This is a genomic window from Pseudanabaena sp. UWO310 (genome assembly GCF_006861605.1).
Classification (GTDB): Bacteria; Cyanobacteriota; Cyanobacteriia; order Pseudanabaenales; family Pseudanabaenaceae; genus Pseudanabaena.
In genome coordinates this window covers 51,425-71,170 of sequence record NZ_SELU01000011.1, presented here as the reverse complement: position 1 = coordinate 71,170, position 19,746 = coordinate 51,425, and the positions used below count along the sequence as shown (strand labels likewise).

The following is a 19,746-nucleotide window of genomic DNA, read 5'->3' as shown; positions in this document are numbered from 1 at the left end:
AACCTAGCATAAAATCAAAATTTAGAAATCAGGCACACTAAATATAAAGAGAGAAAGCAAACTATTCCATTATTAAGTATGCGATATTTTAAGAAGATAATAAAATAAGGATTCATAGCTGTGTCAGCACTTCAGCATCGTTAAAGAATAAAACTAGAGCCTTTACTAATCCCTAGATGGATGGCAAAGATTTTTGGATTTTAAGTTTATTTATGCTTAGCTACTTAAGTGTATTATTAATCCAATCCCAGAATTAAAATTCATGAATAGCGATCGCCGCATAAAACCTCAAAGAAATTACCAGACCTCTCTCAAATTAATATTAATTATTCCCTTTGTATTGCAAGTTATTGGTGCTGTGGGTTTGGTAGGATTTCTTTCCTATCGTAGTGGGCAAAAAGCTGTAGACAATATTTCTGAATCTTTGATGAATGAGGTGGGCGATCGCATTCACGAAAATCTAAAAAATTACTTCCGTAAACCCACGGAAGTGCTCCAAAATAATGCTAACGCCATTAAACTCGATCTGCTTCCTTGGCAAGATTTTGCTAGTTTAGAGAAATACTTTCGACAGCAACTGCAAGCCTTTGATGGTATCGGTTCTTTAGGTGTTATTACGGAGCAAAAAGATCTTTTGATCTTACAAAAAAATGATGATAATTCTCAGACAATTAGTATTAGGGATCAGTCAACTAATTACTTTTTTAATAGTTATATTGCTGACGATCAGGGAAATCGACTTAAACTAGTTAGAAGTTCCAATAAATTTGACACCCATAAATATCCCCCTAATGCCCCTTGGTATGAAAAAGCTAAAAAAGCCAATCGGTTAATTTGGATAATTAATGTCGAGCGCATTAAGACTGATAAATCTGTCTTCGTTGCTTTAAATTTTATGCCTTTTTATGATCGCAACAATGTCTTTCAAGGGATTGTGGGTTCGTCCGTATCTTTAAAACAACTGGGGGGATTTTTAAAAAGCCTAAAAATTGGCAAAACTGGTCAAGCTTTTATCATAGATCGAGAAGGATTGCTGATCGATAGTTCTACTGATGAAGCTCCATTAACGCCCGAATCATCTGCAACTAACTCCAAACAGAATCCAAGTAATAATAGGCTCCCCAAACTAGAGCGTTTAAATATTATTAATAGTAATAATTTAGTATTTCAAAAAACAGCTATTTATTTGAAAAATTATTTTACTGATTTTCATCAAATCAAAAATAGCCAAAATCTCAGTGTAATTATTGATAACAGGAAATATTTTATTCAAATTGCACCCTTTCAAGATCAAGTGGATTTGGATTGGTTGACAGTTTTGATCGTTCCTGAATCTGATTTTATGGCAGAAATTCAGGCAAACACGCAATGGACTATTGTTTTATGTGGTTTTACTTTGGCGATCGCAATTGGAATTGGTATTTTGACGGCTCGTCGAATTACCAATCCGATCCAGAAATTAAGTCAAGCCAGTCAGACTTTAGCGCAGCAAGAATGGCAAAAATCTACGCTCGAACAGGGGCTTTTAGGCTTTCAAGATATTACTGAATTAGCAACCTTGTCTGACTCTTTTAATCAAATGGCAACGGAGTTAAAAAACTCGTTTGAAACCTTAGAAAATCGGGTGGAAGAACGCACCGCCGAGCTAGTGATTGCGAAGGACAATGCGGAGGTTGCCAATCAAGCTAAAAGTACCTTTATTGCCAATATGAGCCACGAGCTGCGATCACCCCTGAATGCAATTATTGGATTTTCCCAGCTTATGTTACGCACGAAACATTTGCCATCTGAACAGTATGAAAATGCAGGAATTATTCAGCATAGCGGCGAATATTTACTAACGTTAATTAATAATGTGTTGGATTTTTCTAAAATTGAAGCGGGAAAAACAACTCTTAATCTCAATGATGTTGACCTCCATCAATTGCTTAACGATTTGGAAGATATGCTGCATCTGCAAGCGGTAAATGCAGGTTTAGAGTTAATCTTCGCGCGAGGGGATAATTTGCCCCATTACATCTATATGGATGGTGTGAAATTACGTCAGGTGTTACTGAATTTATTGGGTAATGCCCTTAAATTTACGCATCAAGGCGAAGTGGTTTTGAGGGTCAACGCTATAGAATGTCAAGGATTCAAAGACTATCAAGAATATACTTTCCATACTATAAACTTTAGCGTTAGCGATACGGGAGTGGGTATTGCCTCTACAGAGTTAGCCAAGTTATTTGAGGCTTTTAGTCAAACAGAATCTGGTCGAGCGGCTCAAGAGGGAACGGGACTAGGATTAGCAATTAGCCGTCAGTTTGTCCAGTTAATGGGAGGAGATATTACGGTCGAGAGCCAATTGGGTAAGGGGACGACTTTTAAATTCTCAATTCAGGCGCAATTGGGTAAAGAAACTGGCAAGGGAGATGTCTATTCCCGACGAGCAATTGCGATCGCTCCTAATCAACCGACCTATAAACTTTTGGTGGTCGATGATAAAGCCATTAACAGGCAATTATTGATCGGACTTCTCGCGCCTTTAGGCTTTGAAATCAAAGAAGCGAGCAACGGACGCGAGGCGATCGCGATCTGGGATGAGTGGGAACCGCATTTAATCTGGATGGATATGCGAATGCCCGTGATGGATGGTTATGAGGCGACCAAATATATTAAGTCCACAACGAAAGGAAATGCTACGGCAGTAATTGCCTTAACTGCCAGTGTATTAGAAGAGGAAAAAGCGATCGTGCTCTCCGCAGGGTGCGATGATTTTGTGCGTAAACCCTTTAAAGAAAGTACGATTTTTGAAACGATCGCTAAGCATTTAGAGGTGCAATATATTTACGAGGAGCTAGTATCGGAAGAGCCTATTGCCGATCACCCAGATCCCCTATTAGCCTCTGAAGATTTAGCTATAATGTCCGAGGAATGGCGGGCGCAATTGTACCAAGCCGTCATAGAAGCTGATAGTAATCGCGTTAAAGAACTGATTCAAGAGATCCCCAACCCAGAATCGTATTTAGTAAAAATCCTCAAAAAATATAATCGTCAGTATAAATTTGATGAAATTGTCGAGCTATTGTCCTAGGCGATCGCACCATGAACCAATCAATTAACCAAGACTTAGTGAATTTTGATTCTCTATCTGAGTCAAAAGGTAACATCCTATTGGTAGATGATTTACCAGAAAACTTAAGATTGTTGACTGATTCTCTCTCTAAACTTGGTTACACAGTTCGTAGTGTCATCAGTGGAAGTAGAGCGCTCAAGACGGCAAAATCGAAACTCCCCGATCTCATTCTGTTAGATGTAAAAATGCCCGAAATGGATGGATATCAAGTTTGTAAGGCTTTTAAAGCCGATCCCGAACTTTGTCATATTCCCATTCTGTTCATCAGTGCTTTAGACGAAGCCTTTGACAAATTACAAGCATTTCAACTGGGTGGTGTGGACTATATCACTAAGCCTTTTCACATCGCCGAAGTCGTGGCTCGTTTAGAAGCTCATTTAACGATTCGGAAGCAACATAGAATGTTGCAAGCGGAAATTATCAAACGCAAGGAAATTGAAGAAATCCTCTATCAATCCCGATCGCTCCTTTCTGGCATTTTAAATACTGCATTAGATGGAATTGCGGCTATGCAAGCAGTCCGCGATTCGATTACGGGCGATATTCAGGATTTTTGCTGCTTAGCAGTTAATCCTGTTATTGCTAAAGCCCTGCACCGCAACCGAGAAGATGTCATCGGTAAGTTATTCATCAAAGAACTGCTCGAAAAGCTTGCACCAGAATTATTCGATCGCCTTGTGACAGTTGTCGAAACTGGCGCATCTTTAGATGAAGATTTTTACTATCCGTCGGGTGATTCCTCTTGGTATCACTATGTCGCTGTAAAGTTAGGTGATGGTTTTGCGATCGCGATTCGCGATATTACGACGCGCAAGCAAACAGAGCTAGCTTTACAGGAGCTAAATTGTAAATTGCAGGAAGCAAACCATAAGTTGGAATTGCTTGCCAATTTAGATGGATTGACCAAGATTGCCAATCGTCGTTGTTTTGATGATTACCTAACCACAGAATGGCAACGCCATCAAAGAGAACAAAACACTCTATCGCTTATCCTGATCGATATTGACTATTTCAAACGCTACAACGATAGCAATGGACATCAAGGCGGTGATGATTGTTTAATTCGAGTTGCACAGGAAATTGCTAAAGTCACTCATCGCCCAACGGATTTGGTTGCTCGCTATGGTGGCGAAGAGTTTGCTGTGATCTTGAGCAATACCAATGTCGAAGGGGCGCTAAAGGTCACCGTAGCTATTCAAAGCGCGATCGCTAATCTCGCCATTATTCACGATAATTCCGATGTAAGCGAATATGTCACCCTGAGTATGGGAGTCGCTAGCCTGATGCCGACATCGGAACGAAGTCCTCAAGATCTAATTTCCTGCGCCGATCGAGCAATGTATGCAGCGAAACATCAGGGTCGTAATCGAGCGATCGCTTACTAATTTAATTCACAAAAGTGTTGTCACACTTTCGTGAATTGGTATAGGCATAATTAAAAACCCAAAAAGCTGTAACGCACGCTGTGCGTGCGCTACAGCTTTTTGGGTTTTATATTTAATTGCGCCTAGCTACTTGGCTAAATACTTTGTGTCGTTGTATACGAATTTCAGCTCAGAGGTTGGTGAGAATATTTATTAAACTGCAAGAGCTATTTTAAATGATTAATTTGATAAACTACTCTAGGCATCTGTATAGATGTTCAAACTTTAGCAACCTATGTACAAAAATCTTCCTTCCAAAAAAGCGAAACACCCTTTAATTTCGATTAGACTATTCTTAATTGCGCCCTTTACAATATTAATCATTGGGGCACTGGGAGCAGTGGGCTATTTGTCCTTTCGCAACGGGCAGAAGGCGGTCAACGATATCTCTGGACAACTCCAACAGGAAATAAGTTCTAGGGTTAAAGATCGGGTGCAAGGTTATCTAGAAGTGCCGCGTTTAGGCAATCAAAATATAGAGCCAATTCGTGAATTTCTGCAAACCCTAAAGGTTGGTAAATCAGGCTTGGTATTTGTGCTTGAGCCATCAGGTGACTTAGTGGCAACTTCCCTAGATAATCAACCCTTAGCTATTAACAAAAATCGCATTAAGGCTATGGATAGTAACAACCCTGTCCTAGCTCAAAGTATGCAGTCTATGCGATCGCAACTTGGGGATTTAGCAAAGATTCAGCAAACTAGCCGCTTAGATTTTCAGCTAAATGGCGAACGTTATTTTCTCACAGTCTCACCGCTCCGAGATAAATATAGGTTGAACTGGCTGGTTGCCGTTGCCGTGCCTGAATCTGACTTTATGGAGCAGATTAATATCAATACGCAAGATACGATTTTACTGGCGATCGCGGCTTTGAGTTTAGCGCTCAGTATGAGTTTTTTTATTGCCCAACTCATGTCGCGCTTCGTTCGCGATCTTAACAAGTCAGCTACAGCGATCGCCAATGGGGAAATGGATCAATTTGTGGAAGTAAATGGATGTGCAGAACTAGAAGCTCTAGCTAGTTCATTTAATCAGATGGCTAGTCAGTTACAAACTTCTTTTGCAACCTTAGAAAATCGCGTACAGGAGCGCACTTCAGAACTAGCAGTTGCTAAGGATAAGGCTGAAGTTGCAAGCAAGGCGAAAAGTGCTTTTATCGCGAATATGAGCCATGAATTGAGATCGCCTCTCAATGCCATTATTGGCTTTTCTCAGGTAATGTTACGTACGAAAAACCTTGCACCTGAACAATACGAGAATGTAAATATTATTCATCGTAGTGGTGAATATTTATTGACATTAATCAATAATGTGCTTGACTTTTCTAAAATCGAAGCAGGCAAAAACACGCTCAATTCCAAGGATATTGATTTATATCAATTGCTTGACGATTTAGAAGACATGCTCCATTTGCGGGCAGTAAACGCTGGATTAGAGTTGATTTTAGATCGGGGTGGTAATTTACCGCGTTACATTCACACAGATGGCGTGAAGCTCCGTCAAGTTTTACTCAATTTGTTAGGCAATGCCATCAAATTTACACCCCAAGGCGAAGTAGTTTTGCGTATGAGTTCTATTGAAAATTCAGAACCTCAAAGCTACACCTTAAATTTTCAAGTAAGCGATACGGGGGTTGGGATTGCACCTGAGGAGTTAGATCAATTATTTGAAGCTTTTAGCCAAACAGAGTCAGGTCGAGAAGCTCAGGAAGGAACAGGCTTAGGACTAACCATTAGTCGCCAGTTTGTGCGGTTAATGGGAGGTGACATCACCGTTACTAGTGAACTCAGTAAAGGGACTACTTTTAATTTCTCAATTCAGACTAAACTAGGGAACGCGATCATCGGTGAAACCTCGGAAAAGCGCCAAGTTATTGCCCTTGTTCCCAATCAACCAGACTACAAAATTTTAGTTGTAGATGATAAACCAATTAACCGTCAATTATTGGTGAAACTACTAGCTCCATTGGGTTTTGAGGTAAAAGAAGCGAGCAACGGGCAAGAAGCGATCGTCATGTGGGAAGCATGGCAACCTCATTTAATTTGGATGGATATGCGAATGCCTGTAATGGACGGCTATGAGGCAACCAAGTATATCAAATCCACCACCCAAGGCAATGCTACTGCCATCATTGCGCTAACTGCTAGTGTCTTAGAACAAGAAAGAGCGATCATTTTGTCGGCGGGTTGTGATGATTTTATGCGTAAACCCTTTAAAGAACAGACGATTTTTGCAGCCTTAACGAAACATCTAGGTGTGAAATATGTATACTCAGATTCTCCTAATGATCAAATAGATTTATCCGATTCGGCGACATCCTTAGATTTGTCAGGGATGTCCGACGAGTGGCGATCGCAAATATACAAAGTTGCCCTAGAGGGTGATAGTAATCGTGTTAATCAACTAATTCGAGAAATTCCCAATCAAGAATCAGCCATTGTGAAAATGCTAGAAAAATTTGCTCATCAATTTCAATTTGATGAAATGTTAGAGCTATTAAGTATTTCAGCTTAGTAAAAACCCAGAACTAAAACAGGTATCGATTGCTTAGTGCAAGATACATGCTTCTAGAGTTATACCGATTCCCAAAAGTGTGGCTACACTTTTGGGAATTGAAAACCAAATCCAGTAAGGGTTTTAAAATAACAAAATGGCGTAGCCATTTTGTTATTTGGGATTAAGCTTACTTATGCTTAGCTAATTACCGTAGCCAATACAACATGTATAAACTATATTAACTATATTAACTAATCTTCTGTGAATCCTAATTCTCCACCAGAAAGCAAAGGTAATATTCTCTTAATAGATGATCTGCCTGAAAATCTAAAATTGTTGACCGATTTACTTACCGATCTTGGCTATACAGTTCGTAGTGCCATTAGTGGAAGTAGGGCAATAAAAAGTGTAAGAGCGAAATTGCCTAATATTATTTTGCTCGATATCCAAATGCCAGAAATGGATGGTTATCAAGTCTGTCAAACTTTTAAAGCCGATCCCGATCTTTGTGATATCCCGATTCTTTTCATTAGCGCGTTAGATGAAACCTTTGATAAATTAAAAGCCTTTCAAGTCGGTGGAGTAGACTATATTACGAAACCGTTTCAAATTGAAGAAGTTGTCGCTCGTCTAGAAACTCACTTAACGATTCAGAGACAGAAGAAGAGATTGCAAGACGAAATTGAGAAGCGGAAGGAAACTGAACTTGCTCTACAGGAAGCAAATCGCAAATTGGAGTTACTTGCTAATTTAGATGGATTAACTCAAATTGCTAATCGCCGCCGATTTGATGATTTTTTATCTCTAGAGTGGCAACATCACAAACGCGAGCAAACTCATATTGCGCTAATCCTAATCGATATTGATTATTTCAAGCGCTATAACGATACCTATGGACATCAAGGTGGGGATGATTGTTTACATCGCGTCGCACAGGCGATCGCCAAAGCTGCACAACGGGCTACAGACTTGGTTGCAAGATACGGGGGGGAAGAGTTTGCAGTGATTTTGAGTGGTACTGATGCAAAAGGTGCGCTAAAGGTTGCAGATGCTATTCAAACTGCGATCGCCAATCTTGCAATTCCTCATCAAAGTTCTGATGTTAGCGATCGCGTAACTCTGAGTATGGGAATTGCTAGCCTGATGCCGACATCGGAACGAAGTCCTCAAGATCTAATTTCCTGCGCCGATCAAGCGATGTATGCAGCGAAACATCAGGGGCGTAATCGAGCGATCGCTTTTAAGGTTACATAATCAAAAGCTGTAGCGCACGCTGCGCGTGCGCTACAGCTTTTTGGGCTTTATATTTAATTTCGCCCAGATACTTACAACACATTGCGCTCAAACCCAAATCAAGGAAATTTTTGAAAGCGTTGCTAAGCAACGCTTTCAAAAATTTCCTTGTGGTTCGTTTGATCGATAATTGCTGTATGAGAAAAATTAGTATAGTAATATCAATTCATACCAAATCACAAAATGGCATAGCCATTTTGTGATTTTAAAAACCTTACTGGGTTTGGTTTTCAATTCTCAAAAGTGTAGCCACACTTTTGAGAATTGGTATCACAAGGATGTTGTCACACTTTCGTGAATTGGTATAAGTGGGCTTAATAAATATAAAGAAAGATAGAAAACCTTTGGCTCACGCTGCGCGTGAGCCAAAGGTTTTCTACCCGAATTTTAATTATGCTGAGATAATTAGCCCATTGTCTTAAATTTACAGATCGCTGTTTAATCTCAAAATCCTATGAAACCATCTATATCTGTATGTATTACTACATATCACAGACCAAAATTTCTGAAGGAAGCTTTGCATTCGGTGCTAGAACAAAGTCTGCAACCTATTGAGATTGTGATAGGTGATGATTCCCGTGATGATGTAACGGAAAAGATGATTTTAGATATGCAGAAAAGTTGTCCAATTCCCATTTCTTATACGAGACACTCTCCTTCCTTAGGACAAGCGAGGAATGTTAACTTTATCTATGCAAAGGCTCAAGGGCATAAAATTGTGCTTTTGCATGATGACGATTTACTGTTGCCAAAAGCCCTTGAAGACTTACATAGCTGTTGGGATACTCATCCTGATTTGGTTGCCGCCTATGGAAAGCAGTACATCATGTCTGAAGAAGGAGAAATCGATCTAGAGCAAAGTCATAATCTCAATCAAATGTTCTTCCGAACTAGCGATCGCGCTGGTTTGCAAAAGTCTTCGGTTGAGGCGGCGATATTGCATCAGTTCCCTAATGACTGCTTTATGATTCTGGCATCTGCGGCGAAGGATATTAAGTGGCGTTCCTATGAAGAAGTCGGAAATGGTGGAGAGTTCGATTTCAGTTTGCAACTCGGGCTTAAATATAAGAACTTCTTCTTTTTAGATACATATACAGCTAAATATCGACTGAGCCGCGCGGCCATGTCTAAAAGTGACAATGATGATGCGGCGGCGCAATCTTTTAATATAGTCCTCAATACCGATGTTCCTGAGGAACTAGCTTGGGCTAAAGAGTTTGAGCTTAAGAGAGCCGCTCCGATCGCGATTTTACAGTCGATCAACTTGGGGAAGAAAAAACAAGCTTTCGATATTTATTTCAGCAAATATCATCCTTTATCAAAACGACTGAGTTTGGGAGGAATGCGGCGATTGTTGAAATTATTGCTACCGCGATCGCTGGGAAAATTGCTGTAGTTTTAGGATTACATTGGATTTGAATCGGTTCGTTCATTGCATTTACATTAATATTTTCCAAATAATATTTTCCAAATAATATTTTCCAAATAATATTTTCCAAATGAAAAAGATTCAGCATTGCTCCACATGTTCGATCGCCTCCGTTGGGGGAATTGAGTCTTATCTAAATGGACTGTTGATTTCATTACCAGAAATATACGATCCGCAAATAGTTAACTCTTTGGATGATATCGATCAAAGTCAATCCAAATTGCTGCATGTTCATGATGCGGCATTATTAAAAAGCTTAAACAATCAATGTCCTGCGGTCTATACCCTGCACAATCACAATATCTATTGCCCTAGTGGCTCGAAGTATTTGTCCAACCAGAAGGCGGTCTGCGATCGCCAAATGTCCCTTTTAGGATGTACTTGGGGGCATTTAATCGATGGTTGCGGCAGTCGCCGACCCCAGACAATTATTAATAATTTAAGCAGAGCCTATGGTGAATTTGCGGAAATCAAAGGATTGGGAATTACGGCGATCGCGAATAGCGATTATGTGCGATCGCAATTAATCGCCAATGGGCTACCCGCATCCCAAGTCGTAACTGTCAGATGTGGCATTGCCAAGCCGTCAAGTCCCCACCTGCCCTTAGAAAAGCCCATCCACGATCGACAGCATATTTTCTTTGCAGGCAGGATCGTTCCTGAGAAGGGGCTGGACTGGTTGCTGCGGACGATGCCTCGATTGGATGCAAGAATTCATCTGGATATTGCGGGGGAGGGTTGGGCAATGCCTCAGGTCAGAAAACTCGCTGAGGATTTAGATCTGGGCGATCGCATTACTTGGCATGGTTGGTGTCAGCGTGAGCAATTAGAAAACCTTTACTGTCAAAGTTTTGCGGTGATTTTTCCTAGTGTTTGGCCAGAGCCTGCGGGACTGGTGACTCTGGAGTCCTATGCGAGATTCCGTGCCGTGATTGCTAGTGCGGTCGGTGGCATTCCCGAACATCTTGAGGATGGGAAAACAGGAATTTTGGTGGAGCCGCATAATATCGAACAGTTAGCCGCCACAATTACCGATTTGGCAAATAATTTTGATAAGGCTCGTGCGATCGGTATTGCTGGTAACGAGCTATTTCACGCGGAATTTACCCTCGATATCCATGCCCAAAGACTCGAAGCAATTTATGAATTAGCGATCGCCAAGTTTCATGCAAGATCCTCATCAGCGAGTTCTTACAGCGCTTTGCGCTCAAACCCAAACCAAGGAAATTTTTGAAAGCGTTGCTTCGCAACGCTTTCAAAAATTTCTTTGTGGTTCGTTTGATCGGTAATTGCTGTAAGTATAGCAATTCAAAAAACAAAAGGTGAGTGGCGGCGCAAAGCGCCGCCACTCACCTTTTGGGTAATACCAAGTTAAGAAATGGCTACGCCATTTCTTAACTTGGTATTATGTTGCTAACAAAAGCAAAGAGAGCGATCGCTTAGCGATCGCTCTCTTTGCTTTTGTTTTAGAAAGCTGCCCTAAGGGCTGCTTTCTTGGTGTCTATATGCTCAAAGGATGAAATCCTTTAAATCGAGGTAACAATGACGAAACCAAGAACACCAATGAAAATAACGAGCGCGTAGAATTGCGCTTTACCATTTTCAAAGTATTTCAAGCCTTCGCCTGTAACTACGGTCACGAACCCAGCAAGGTTAACCACACCATCGACGATTTTGGCATCGACTTCTAGGACTTGACGGGCAAGGCGGCGAGAGCCAATTACAAATACAGCCTCGTAAATTTCGTCAATGTACCATTTGTTTTTAGATAGCTGGTAGAGTGGCGCGATCGCTTTAGCGATCGCACTGGGATCGATTTTCTTTTGCAGATACATCAAAATCGCTAGAGAAATCCCAATCAAGCCCACCCCAATCGAGCTACCACCCATGAGCAGAAATTCGGGGGTAAATCCTTCCACAGGAACTTCCGTGATTTTTTCTGAGGGCGCATGGATAAAATACTCAAAGTAATTTCCCAAAGGAGTTCCCACAAGCCCAATCAGCATCGAAGGAATTGCCAATACCATCAGAGGTAGAGTCATGGCGATCGGCGATTCATGGGGCTTACTAGCATGATGGTGACCATGCCCGTCATCTGCTTGAGGAGCCTTACCGATGGAATTCTCGGTTTTTACCGAGGCTAATAGTTTCTTGTCTGTGCCGCGAAAATCCCCTTCAAAGGTCGTGAAGTACATGCGGAACATATAGAAGGCAGTGATCCCCGCGGTTAAGAAACCTATTCCCCAGAGAATGGGATTTGCCTTGAAGGTAGAAGCAAGAATTTCATCCTTTGACCAGAAACCCGCAAAAGGAGGAATCCCGCTGATGGCGAGAGTGCCGATAAAGAAAGTAATGGCGGTGATGGGCATATATTTGCGCAAACCACCCATAACGCGCATATCTTGAGCAAGGTCGGGATCATGTCCAACGACTTCTTCCATACCGTGAATGACAGAACCAGAACCGAGGAACATCATTGCTTTGAAGTAGGCATGAGTCATCAGGTGAAATAAACCCGCGCCATAAGCACCAACACCCATCCCCATGACCATGTAACCCAATTGGGAAACCGTAGAATAGGCTAAACCTTTTTTGATGTCATTTTGGGTGATGGCGATACTTGCGCCCAAAAAGGCAGTGAAAGCACCTGTCCAAGCGATTATATTCATAACCGCAGGAATTTCTTCAAATACAGGAAACATCCGCGCGATTAGGAATACGCCTGCGGCAACCATTGTGGCGGCGTGAATCAATGCCGAAATCGGTGTAGGTCCTTCCATCGCATCGGGAAGCCAAACATGGAGAGGGAATTGGGCTGATTTGGCGGCTGGCCCCATGAATACTAGAACTGCAAATAATGTGGCTAACGCGACGCTTAAGGAACCCGATTCCACCAATTCAGTCAGTTTTGCTCCCATTTCAGTGAATTCAAACGTCCCTGTCGCCCAGTACAAACCGAGCAAGCCTAATAGAAGTCCGAAGTCACCGACACGGTTAGTTACGAAGGCTTTTTGGCAAGCATCGGCAGCACCTTTGCGATCAAACCAAAAGCCAATTAGCAAGTAAGAACACATCCCCACCAGTTCCCAGAAAATATAAATCTGTACCAAGTTAGGGCTGACAACTAACCCCAACATGGAGGAGGTGAATAAACTTAGGTAAGCATAGAATCTGACATAGCTAGGATCGTGAGCCATGTATCCGTCAGTGTAGATTTGCACCAAGAAAGCAACAGTGGTCACAATGACGAGCATGAGTGCAGTGAGATGATCGATCACAAAGCCCATGTTCAGATGAAAGCTACCTGCTTGCGCCCACTCAAAGGTGTAGAGATAGGGATCATGCCCTTGAATCTGACTCCAAAGCAGGTTAACTGCCATCACCATTGCGCCGCCTGTGGCGGATACGCTGAGGATAGACCAGAGCGATCGCAGTTTGTTGGTGGATTTGTTAAAGGTAATCAGTCCTGTGCCGATAATCAGTGCTGCGGCGAGTGGCAGCAAGGGAATCAGCCATGCGTATTGATATGCAAAGTCCATAGGTCGCGTTTGAACGCAAAGTTTATTGTAGAGATGCTTTTAATAAGTCAGTTTACTACAGGGCGATCGGACGCGATGTGTTAACTGTGAGCATTGTTACTTATTAAGCTAAAAATTTAGAAAAACTTAATTCTTGATCCGTCACAACAACACTTTTGTGAATTGGTATTACAGAGATTTGCGCTCAAATCCAAACCAAGAAAGTTTTGGAAAGTGTTGCAAAGCAACACTTTCCAAAACTTTCTTGTGGTCTTTTTGATCGAAAATTACGGTAGGATTTAGTAAAGACGGCTCAAAATGCCGTCTTTAACTTTTTAAAGCTTAGAGATAATCATCTTGACTACTGTTTCACTATCCCAACGCGCCATTCAAATTAAAGAATCCCAAATTCGTGAGGCTTCTCGATACTGTGAAAAGTTTGGGGCAATTAATCTCGCTCAAGGTTTGCCTGACTTCCCTGCACCAGAAGCGATCAAAGAATCCGCAAGAGCGGCGATCGCCTTAGATTTTAATCAATATGCCGATAGTTGGGGATGGGACAAGTTACGTAACGCGATCGCGTCAAAGATGCAACGCGACAATCACATCACCGTCGATCCCGAAACCGAGGTAACTGTTTGCTGTGGCGCAACCGAAGGACTGAATATTGCTCTAATGACCTTAATTAATCAAGGCGATCGCGTCTTGATTTTTGAACCATTTTACGAAAACTATATTCCCAATCTTGCTACCGTTGGCGGTATTCCTGAGTTTGTCACGCTGCAACCACCGCAATGGGAAATTACGCAAGAGATGCTCGAACCAGCTTTTAAGCGAGGGCTTAAAGCCGTCATCATCAATAGTCCTGCTAATCCGACAGGCAAAGTATGGACGAGGGCTGAACTGGAATTAATTGCCCAACTCTGCCAGCAATACAATGTCTATGCGATTACCGATGAGATTTATGAATATATTCTTTACGAAGGCGAGCATATTAGCCTCATGAGCATTGCGGGGATGCGCGATCGCACAATCGTTGTCAATGGCTTCTCGAAGACTTTTTGTATTACGGGTTGGCGCTTAGGCTATACCGTTGCCAGTCCCGAACTAACCGCCGCCATGCGACGGATTCATGATTTTATTACCATCTGCGCTCCCGCGCCTTTGCAACATGCCGCCCTCACCGCCATGGAATTTGGACGGGAATACTTTACCAAGCTTGCCCTAGACTACAAGCGCAAGCGCGATATGCTTTACCCCGCCTTGGTGGAACTAGGTTTAGCCCCCGTGCTTCCTAAGGGAGCCTATTATATGTGGACAGACAGCTCCGCCATCGCTCCAGATGCAGATCGGGCTGCCTTTCGTTTGGCTAAAGAAGCCTTAGTCGCGGCAGTTCCTGGCAGTTGTTTTAGCCATCCCGATCGCGAAAAAGTTAATGGTTTGAGATTCTGCTTTGCAAAGAAAGATAGCACGATTGAAGCTGCGGTCGAAAATTTGCGTAAACTCAAACTATAGGTAATCAGGAAGCATCGACATTTGGCTATAGTTATTGGGGTCACAAGAGTGGGATAACTAGTTTTGTCAAGAACTATCAAGAACTATCAAGAACTAGATAGTTAATACCAATTCCCAAAATGGCGTTGCCATTTTGGGAATCTCAAAACCTTATACCAAAACTAAAAATGGCTACGCCATTTTTAGTTTTGCAAACCCTTATACCAATTCCCAAAATGGCGTTGCCATTTCGGGAATCTCAAAACCTTATACCAAAACTAAAAATGGCTACGCCATTTTTAGCTTTGCAAACCCTTACTAGGTTTAATTTTTAATTCACAAATCTTAATTCAAAAATCTTAATTCAAAAAAGTGTTGTCACGCTTTCGTGAATTGGTATTAAGTGGGTTTTCAGGTTATCTATGCTTAACTGCTTATTTGCTTGCTGTCGTCAGGAGTAAAGCTATGGTTGAGAATATACAAGACAATGCGATCGCGCTAATACCAGATTTTGTACATAACTATTCAGGCTGCGATCCAGACTTTTATTCAGATTTTTATTCAGGTTTTATGGAGACCCAAACTCTAGATATTGATATATTTCAGGATTTAAGAGTGGCGATTGGGGAGGATCTCGAATTTTCTGACTTGCTTACTATCTATCTTAATTCCGCAGAGAACTTGATCGATACCATTCAGTCAGCCTTTGTTAATCAAAAAGCGAGTCAATTAGCGCTTGCCGCCCATTCTCTAAAATCGACCAGTGCCAGTATTGGCGCAATTAGACTGTCTCACATCTGTAAATATCTCGAAAAATTCGGTAAAACAGGGCAAATTCCCACTTCCACGGAAATTTTAAAATTGCTCAGTAGCGAGTACAATGCCATGGTTATTGCAGTTAAGGTCGCTATTATTGGGTTTATGGCAGAATGATGGGGAATCCATTAGATTACTAATCTATGCTAGTCCAAGCGATCGCACCCTTTTCTCAAAAACTGCAAACTCCCTTCTTAAAGCATCATATTTCCGTATTGCAGATTAATTTGGGTAAAATTTGCAATCTTGCCTGTAGTCACTGCCATGTTGAGGCAAGTCCCCATCGTACCGAAGAGTTGACCCCAGAGGTCTGCGAACAGTTAATAGAAATTATTCGTCGCTTTCCACAAATTCAAACCGTAGATCTGACGGGGGGTGCGCCAGAAATGCTATATGGATTCCGTCCATTGATCGAGGTGGCAAGAGAACAGGGGAAAGAGGCGATCGCGCGTTCTAATTTGACCATATATTTTGAAAAGGGCTATGAAGACATTCCCGAATTCTATGCTCGCCATCAAGTGCGGGTTGTGGCTTCTCTCCCCTGTTACCTTGAAGATAATGTGGACAAGATGCGGGGGAAGGGAGTTTTTGATCGCTCGATCCAAGCTTTACAATGGCTGAATCGCCTTGGCTATGGTTCCGATCCTCATCTAGTTTTAGACTTAGTATACAATTCCCAACTTCCCACATCCGAACGATTTACCCTTGCCCCCAATCAACAGAATTTAGAAAAGGATTATAAAGACTATCTGCAAAAGCATTTCGGGATTGTTTTTAACAGTCTCTTTGCTCTTACTAATCTTCCCATTGGCAGAAGTAAGTTCCATCTCCAGCACCGCCAACTAGAACAGCAATATACCTCCTTTTTAGAATCTCATTTCAATCCCAACACGCTTAACCATCTCATGTGTCGCAACCAGCTATCCATCGACTATCAAGGCAATATCTACGATTGCGACTTTAATCAAATGGAAAACTTACCCGCCCGTTCTCCTTCAGACCATATTCTTACCCTCGCTGAAATTCTCAAACTAGATACTTTGGAAATTATCCAAGAAATCCAGACTGCTGACTATTGCTATGGCTGTACCGCAGGAAGCGGTTCCAGTTGTGGTGGTTCCCTACTATAACTGTCGCCAAGGTCGCCAAGTGTAAAAAACAAGAATTGACTGGCGGCGCAAAGCGCTGCCAGTCAATTCTTGGGGTTTTGTCCTAAAGCAAGTGGTGATAGCCCCATTTTTCTTAAGGTACGGGCACGACATCTAGCAAGCGTTGAATGATTTTTTGTGGCGATCGCCTGCCAGACACCATAATCCGATGTCCTAGAACAAAGGGGGCAAGGAATTTTACATCGTCGGGTAAGACATAATCCGACTTGCGATTGGGATCGAGCATTTGTTGCATAAAGGCATAACTTTGGAGCGATCGCAATAGAGCCGAAGTGCCGCGAGGACTCACCCCAAGGGTAATTTCTTCATCATTACGGGTAGCGCGGACGATATTCACGATATATTCGCTAATGGCATCACTCACAGGAACTTTTTTACAAAGTTGGCGAATTTCGAGAACTTCTTCAGGGGTGATACAGGCTTCTAGCTGGGCGGAACCGATCTGCCCTGTTTGCATCCGTTTTAACATTTCCAGCTCTTCAGTTTCACTGGGGTAGCCAATGCTAAAGGATAGGGCAAAGCGATCGAGTTGGGCTTCAGGTAATGGGAACGTGCCCTGATATTCGATGGGATTTTGGGTGGCGATCGCAAAAAATGGTGAAGGGACTTGACGCGATATACCGTCAACCGTAACTTGACTCTCTTCCATTACCTCTAGTAAGGCTGACTGGGTGCGAGGAGTAGCCCGATTGATTTCATCAGCTAATAACACATTGGCAAAGACTGGACCTGGCAGAAACTGAAATTCTCCCCTTTGCGGATTCCAAATATTTGTGCCTGTAATATCTGTTGGTAACAGATCGGGAGTACATTGTACGCGCTGAAATTTACCAGAAATAGAGGCGGCGAGGGACTTAGCGAGTAAAGTTTTACCCACCCCCGGCACATCTTCTAGTAATGCGTGACCACCAGAAAAAAGCGCCACTAAAACTAATTGAATGGCTTCATCTTTACCAACGATCGCCTTTGCCAGATTATCAACTAACTGCTGTATTTTAAGTTGCTTTTCCATGTTCCCCATCAAGCTTATGAAGATCGAGTTTTGCCATAGTTGCCATACTAACTTATTGCGGCTCGATTACCCATAAGTAGCTAGGTATAATTAAGAGCGTACCGCCCGCGTAGCGGGCGGTACGCTCTCTGGTTTTGTTTTTTTAATTATGCCTAGCTACTTATAGCTATCGCCAAATGTACTAGGATATAAACCCGAAGAATTGACTGGCGGCGCGAAGCGCCGCCAGTCAATTCTTCGGGTTTGATTTGTCCTCATTCAAGTGACTGTAGCGATATTACCAATTCACGCAAGTGTGACAACAATTTTGTGAATTAAAAACCAAACCCAGTAAGATTTTTGGAATTGGTATAAGAGGGTAGGCGGCGCGAAGCGCCGCCTACCCTTACCTATTTAGCACTACTGATGGTTAATCTGCTAAGATCTATGCTGTGAGGACTTAGGAGTTACATGGCTGGATATACGCTGATTTTAGCGATTTTGATCTTAGGAGGCTTAATCGCGACGCTGGGCGATCGCATTGGCACTAAGGTTGGTAAAGCACGACTTAGCATATTCAAGCTCAGACCTCGTGACACTGCCACCGTCGTGACGATCGCTACGGGTGGCATGATTTCGGCATCAACCCTAGGGATTTTATTACTACTAAGCGGACAGCTAAGAGATGGTCTATTTCGATTAGAAAGTATTCGATCGGAGTTAGCTAGTAGTCAAGAACAAAAACAAAAGGTGGAGACTGACTTAAAAACGGCAAAGGACGAACAGGAAAAAGCACAACAACGCTTGGGACAAATTAATCAATCCCTCGTTCAAGCCATCCGCAAACAGTCAGAAACGCAGGCTCTATTGCAATCAGTCGAAAGCAAATTTCAACAAGCCGATGAAGCGCTGCAAAAAGCATCAAAACAGGAAGCCGATCTCCGCGATCGCATCCAGAATTTGACCGCAGAACAATCCAGTTTGCAAGCGGAAAGCAGTCAACTGCGGGAAGAAAAATCGCGCATTTCTAACGAATTAGCCACCATTTCACAGGAGCGCGAAACCCTCAAACAAAAAGTCGATGAATCCGAACAACGTCTAGTCGAAATTGAAAAGCAAAGGGTTGCCCTCGGTTCAGAGGTCGCTTCCTTGGAATCGGTTCGGGAACAATTATTAATCAGCCTCGAAGCACTCCGCAAAGGGAATGTCGCGATTTTTGCCGATCAAATTTTGTCCATCGGTGTCGTGCGTCCGAATCTCAGTACTGGGGAATTGCGCCAAGCCAGTACCCAACTACTGCAACAAGCAGAACGCAATGCTCGCGAACTTCTAGCTTTTCTCCCCGACCAAGCTCCTAAGGAACCCGTAATCAAAATTACGGAGGCTCAGGTCGAAGAGCTATTAAATAAGATTAAAGACGGACAAAGCTATGTGATCCGCATTCTATCCGCAGGCAACTTTCTCAAAAGAGAAACCCGCATTGCGATCGCTGCCGATGTGACCCTCAACCGCCAGATCTTTGCCCGTGGTGCAGAAATTGCGACTTTACAATTTACGCCCGACCTATCACCACAGGCTTTAGCCTCAAGAGTCGAGCAATTGTTTTTACTCGTCAGTTTTCGGGCGCGTCGTGAGGGGGTTCTTGCCGATCCCCTGACAGGCAAGGTCGGTCAATTTACTCCAGAAGCATTTAACGCCCTTATAAAAACTGCGGGTGAACTCAAATCTCCCTATGAGATTAAGGCTGTAGCCAAAGATCCCATTTTTCCTGCGAGTTCGCTCAGCCTAGAACTGGTGATCCGCCAAAATGGTGTCGAAATTGCTCGCTTTAGTTAAGTGATCCCAATTCCCAAAATGGCGTTGCCATTTTGGGAATCTCAAAACCTTACTGGGTTTGTTTTTCAATTCACAAAAGTGTTGTCACACTTCAGTGAATTGGTATGAAACCGCAAGCAGAGAATGGCGGCGCATTGCGCCGCCATTCTCTGCTTGCGGTTTAT

The 19,746-nt window shown here is 42.5% G+C and carries 12 protein-coding genes; 10 read left to right on the top strand and 2 right to left on the bottom strand.

The window, feature by feature from the left end; all coding sequences use genetic code 11:
- The first annotated feature begins 262 nt into the window (after positions 1–262).
- The 6 genes from PseudUWO310_RS05600 (at position 263) to PseudUWO310_RS05575 (ending at position 10,992) form a co-directional block, all read left to right on the top strand.
- Complete coding sequence (locus PseudUWO310_RS05600; RefSeq protein ID WP_142599769.1) at positions 263–3,076, top strand: ATP-binding protein; 2,814 nt, start codon at positions 263–265, stop codon at positions 3,074–3,076.
- A gap of 11 nt (positions 3,077–3,087) precedes the next feature.
- Positions 3,088–4,503, top strand: a complete 1,416-nt coding sequence (locus tag PseudUWO310_RS05595) for a diguanylate cyclase domain-containing protein (protein ID WP_190315917.1) — start codon at positions 3,088–3,090, stop codon at positions 4,501–4,503.
- 379 nt (positions 4,504–4,882) lie between these two features.
- A complete protein-coding gene (locus PseudUWO310_RS05590) occupies positions 4,883–7,054 on the top strand; it encodes an ATP-binding protein (RefSeq protein WP_223805551.1) in 2,172 nt (723 codons plus the stop codon).
- A gap of 243 nt (positions 7,055–7,297) precedes the next feature.
- A complete protein-coding gene (locus tag PseudUWO310_RS05585; RefSeq protein ID WP_142599767.1) occupies positions 7,298–8,290 on the top strand; it encodes a diguanylate cyclase domain-containing protein in 993 nt (330 codons plus the stop codon).
- Positions 8,291–8,783: 493 nt separating this feature from the next.
- Positions 8,784–9,725: a glycosyltransferase family 2 protein gene (locus PseudUWO310_RS05580; protein WP_142599766.1), complete on the top strand. Its 942-nt coding sequence runs from the start codon at positions 8,784–8,786 to the stop codon at positions 9,723–9,725.
- Positions 9,726–9,828: 103 nt separating this feature from the next.
- The gene (locus PseudUWO310_RS05575; RefSeq protein ID WP_142599765.1) at positions 9,829–10,992 is read left to right on the top strand and encodes a glycosyltransferase family 4 protein; all 1,164 of its coding nucleotides are present in this window, start codon (positions 9,829–9,831) and stop codon (positions 10,990–10,992) included.
- A 292-nt stretch (positions 10,993–11,284) separates the two neighbouring features.
- On the opposite strand, the gene PseudUWO310_RS05570 is transcribed toward PseudUWO310_RS05575, so the two are convergent.
- The gene (locus tag PseudUWO310_RS05570) at positions 11,285–13,297 is read right to left on the bottom strand and encodes an NAD(P)H-quinone oxidoreductase subunit 5 (protein WP_142599764.1); all 2,013 of its coding nucleotides are present in this window, start codon (positions 13,295–13,297) and stop codon (positions 11,285–11,287) included.
- 336 nt (positions 13,298–13,633) lie between these two features.
- Here PseudUWO310_RS05570 and PseudUWO310_RS05565 point away from each other — a divergent pair, with 336 nt between their 5' ends.
- From PseudUWO310_RS05565 to arsS, 3 genes are all read left to right on the top strand, one after another.
- A complete protein-coding gene (locus PseudUWO310_RS05565; RefSeq protein ID WP_142599763.1) occupies positions 13,634–14,791 on the top strand; it encodes a pyridoxal phosphate-dependent aminotransferase in 1,158 nt (385 codons plus the stop codon).
- 444 nt (positions 14,792–15,235) lie between these two features.
- Positions 15,236–15,703 (top strand): Hpt domain-containing protein, encoded by a 468-nt coding sequence (locus tag PseudUWO310_RS05560; RefSeq protein ID WP_142599762.1) that lies wholly within the window; start codon positions 15,236–15,238, stop codon positions 15,701–15,703.
- Positions 15,704–15,744: 41 nt separating this feature from the next.
- Positions 15,745–16,716, top strand: a complete 972-nt coding sequence (arsS, locus tag PseudUWO310_RS05555; protein ID WP_142599780.1) for an arsenosugar biosynthesis radical SAM (seleno)protein ArsS — start codon at positions 15,745–15,747, stop codon at positions 16,714–16,716.
- Positions 16,717–16,828: 112 nt separating this feature from the next.
- Here the strand turns inward: arsS and PseudUWO310_RS05550 are convergent, their stop codons facing one another.
- Entirely contained in the window at positions 16,829–17,767 is a 939-nt protein-coding gene (locus PseudUWO310_RS05550; RefSeq protein WP_142599761.1) for an AAA family ATPase, read from the bottom strand.
- 450 nt (positions 17,768–18,217) lie between these two features.
- Between PseudUWO310_RS05550 and PseudUWO310_RS05545 the strand changes: the two genes are divergently transcribed.
- Complete coding sequence (locus PseudUWO310_RS05545) at positions 18,218–19,582, top strand: DUF3084 domain-containing protein (protein ID WP_142599760.1); 1,365 nt, start codon at positions 18,218–18,220, stop codon at positions 19,580–19,582.
- The last annotated feature ends 164 nt before the right edge of the window (positions 19,583–19,746 follow it).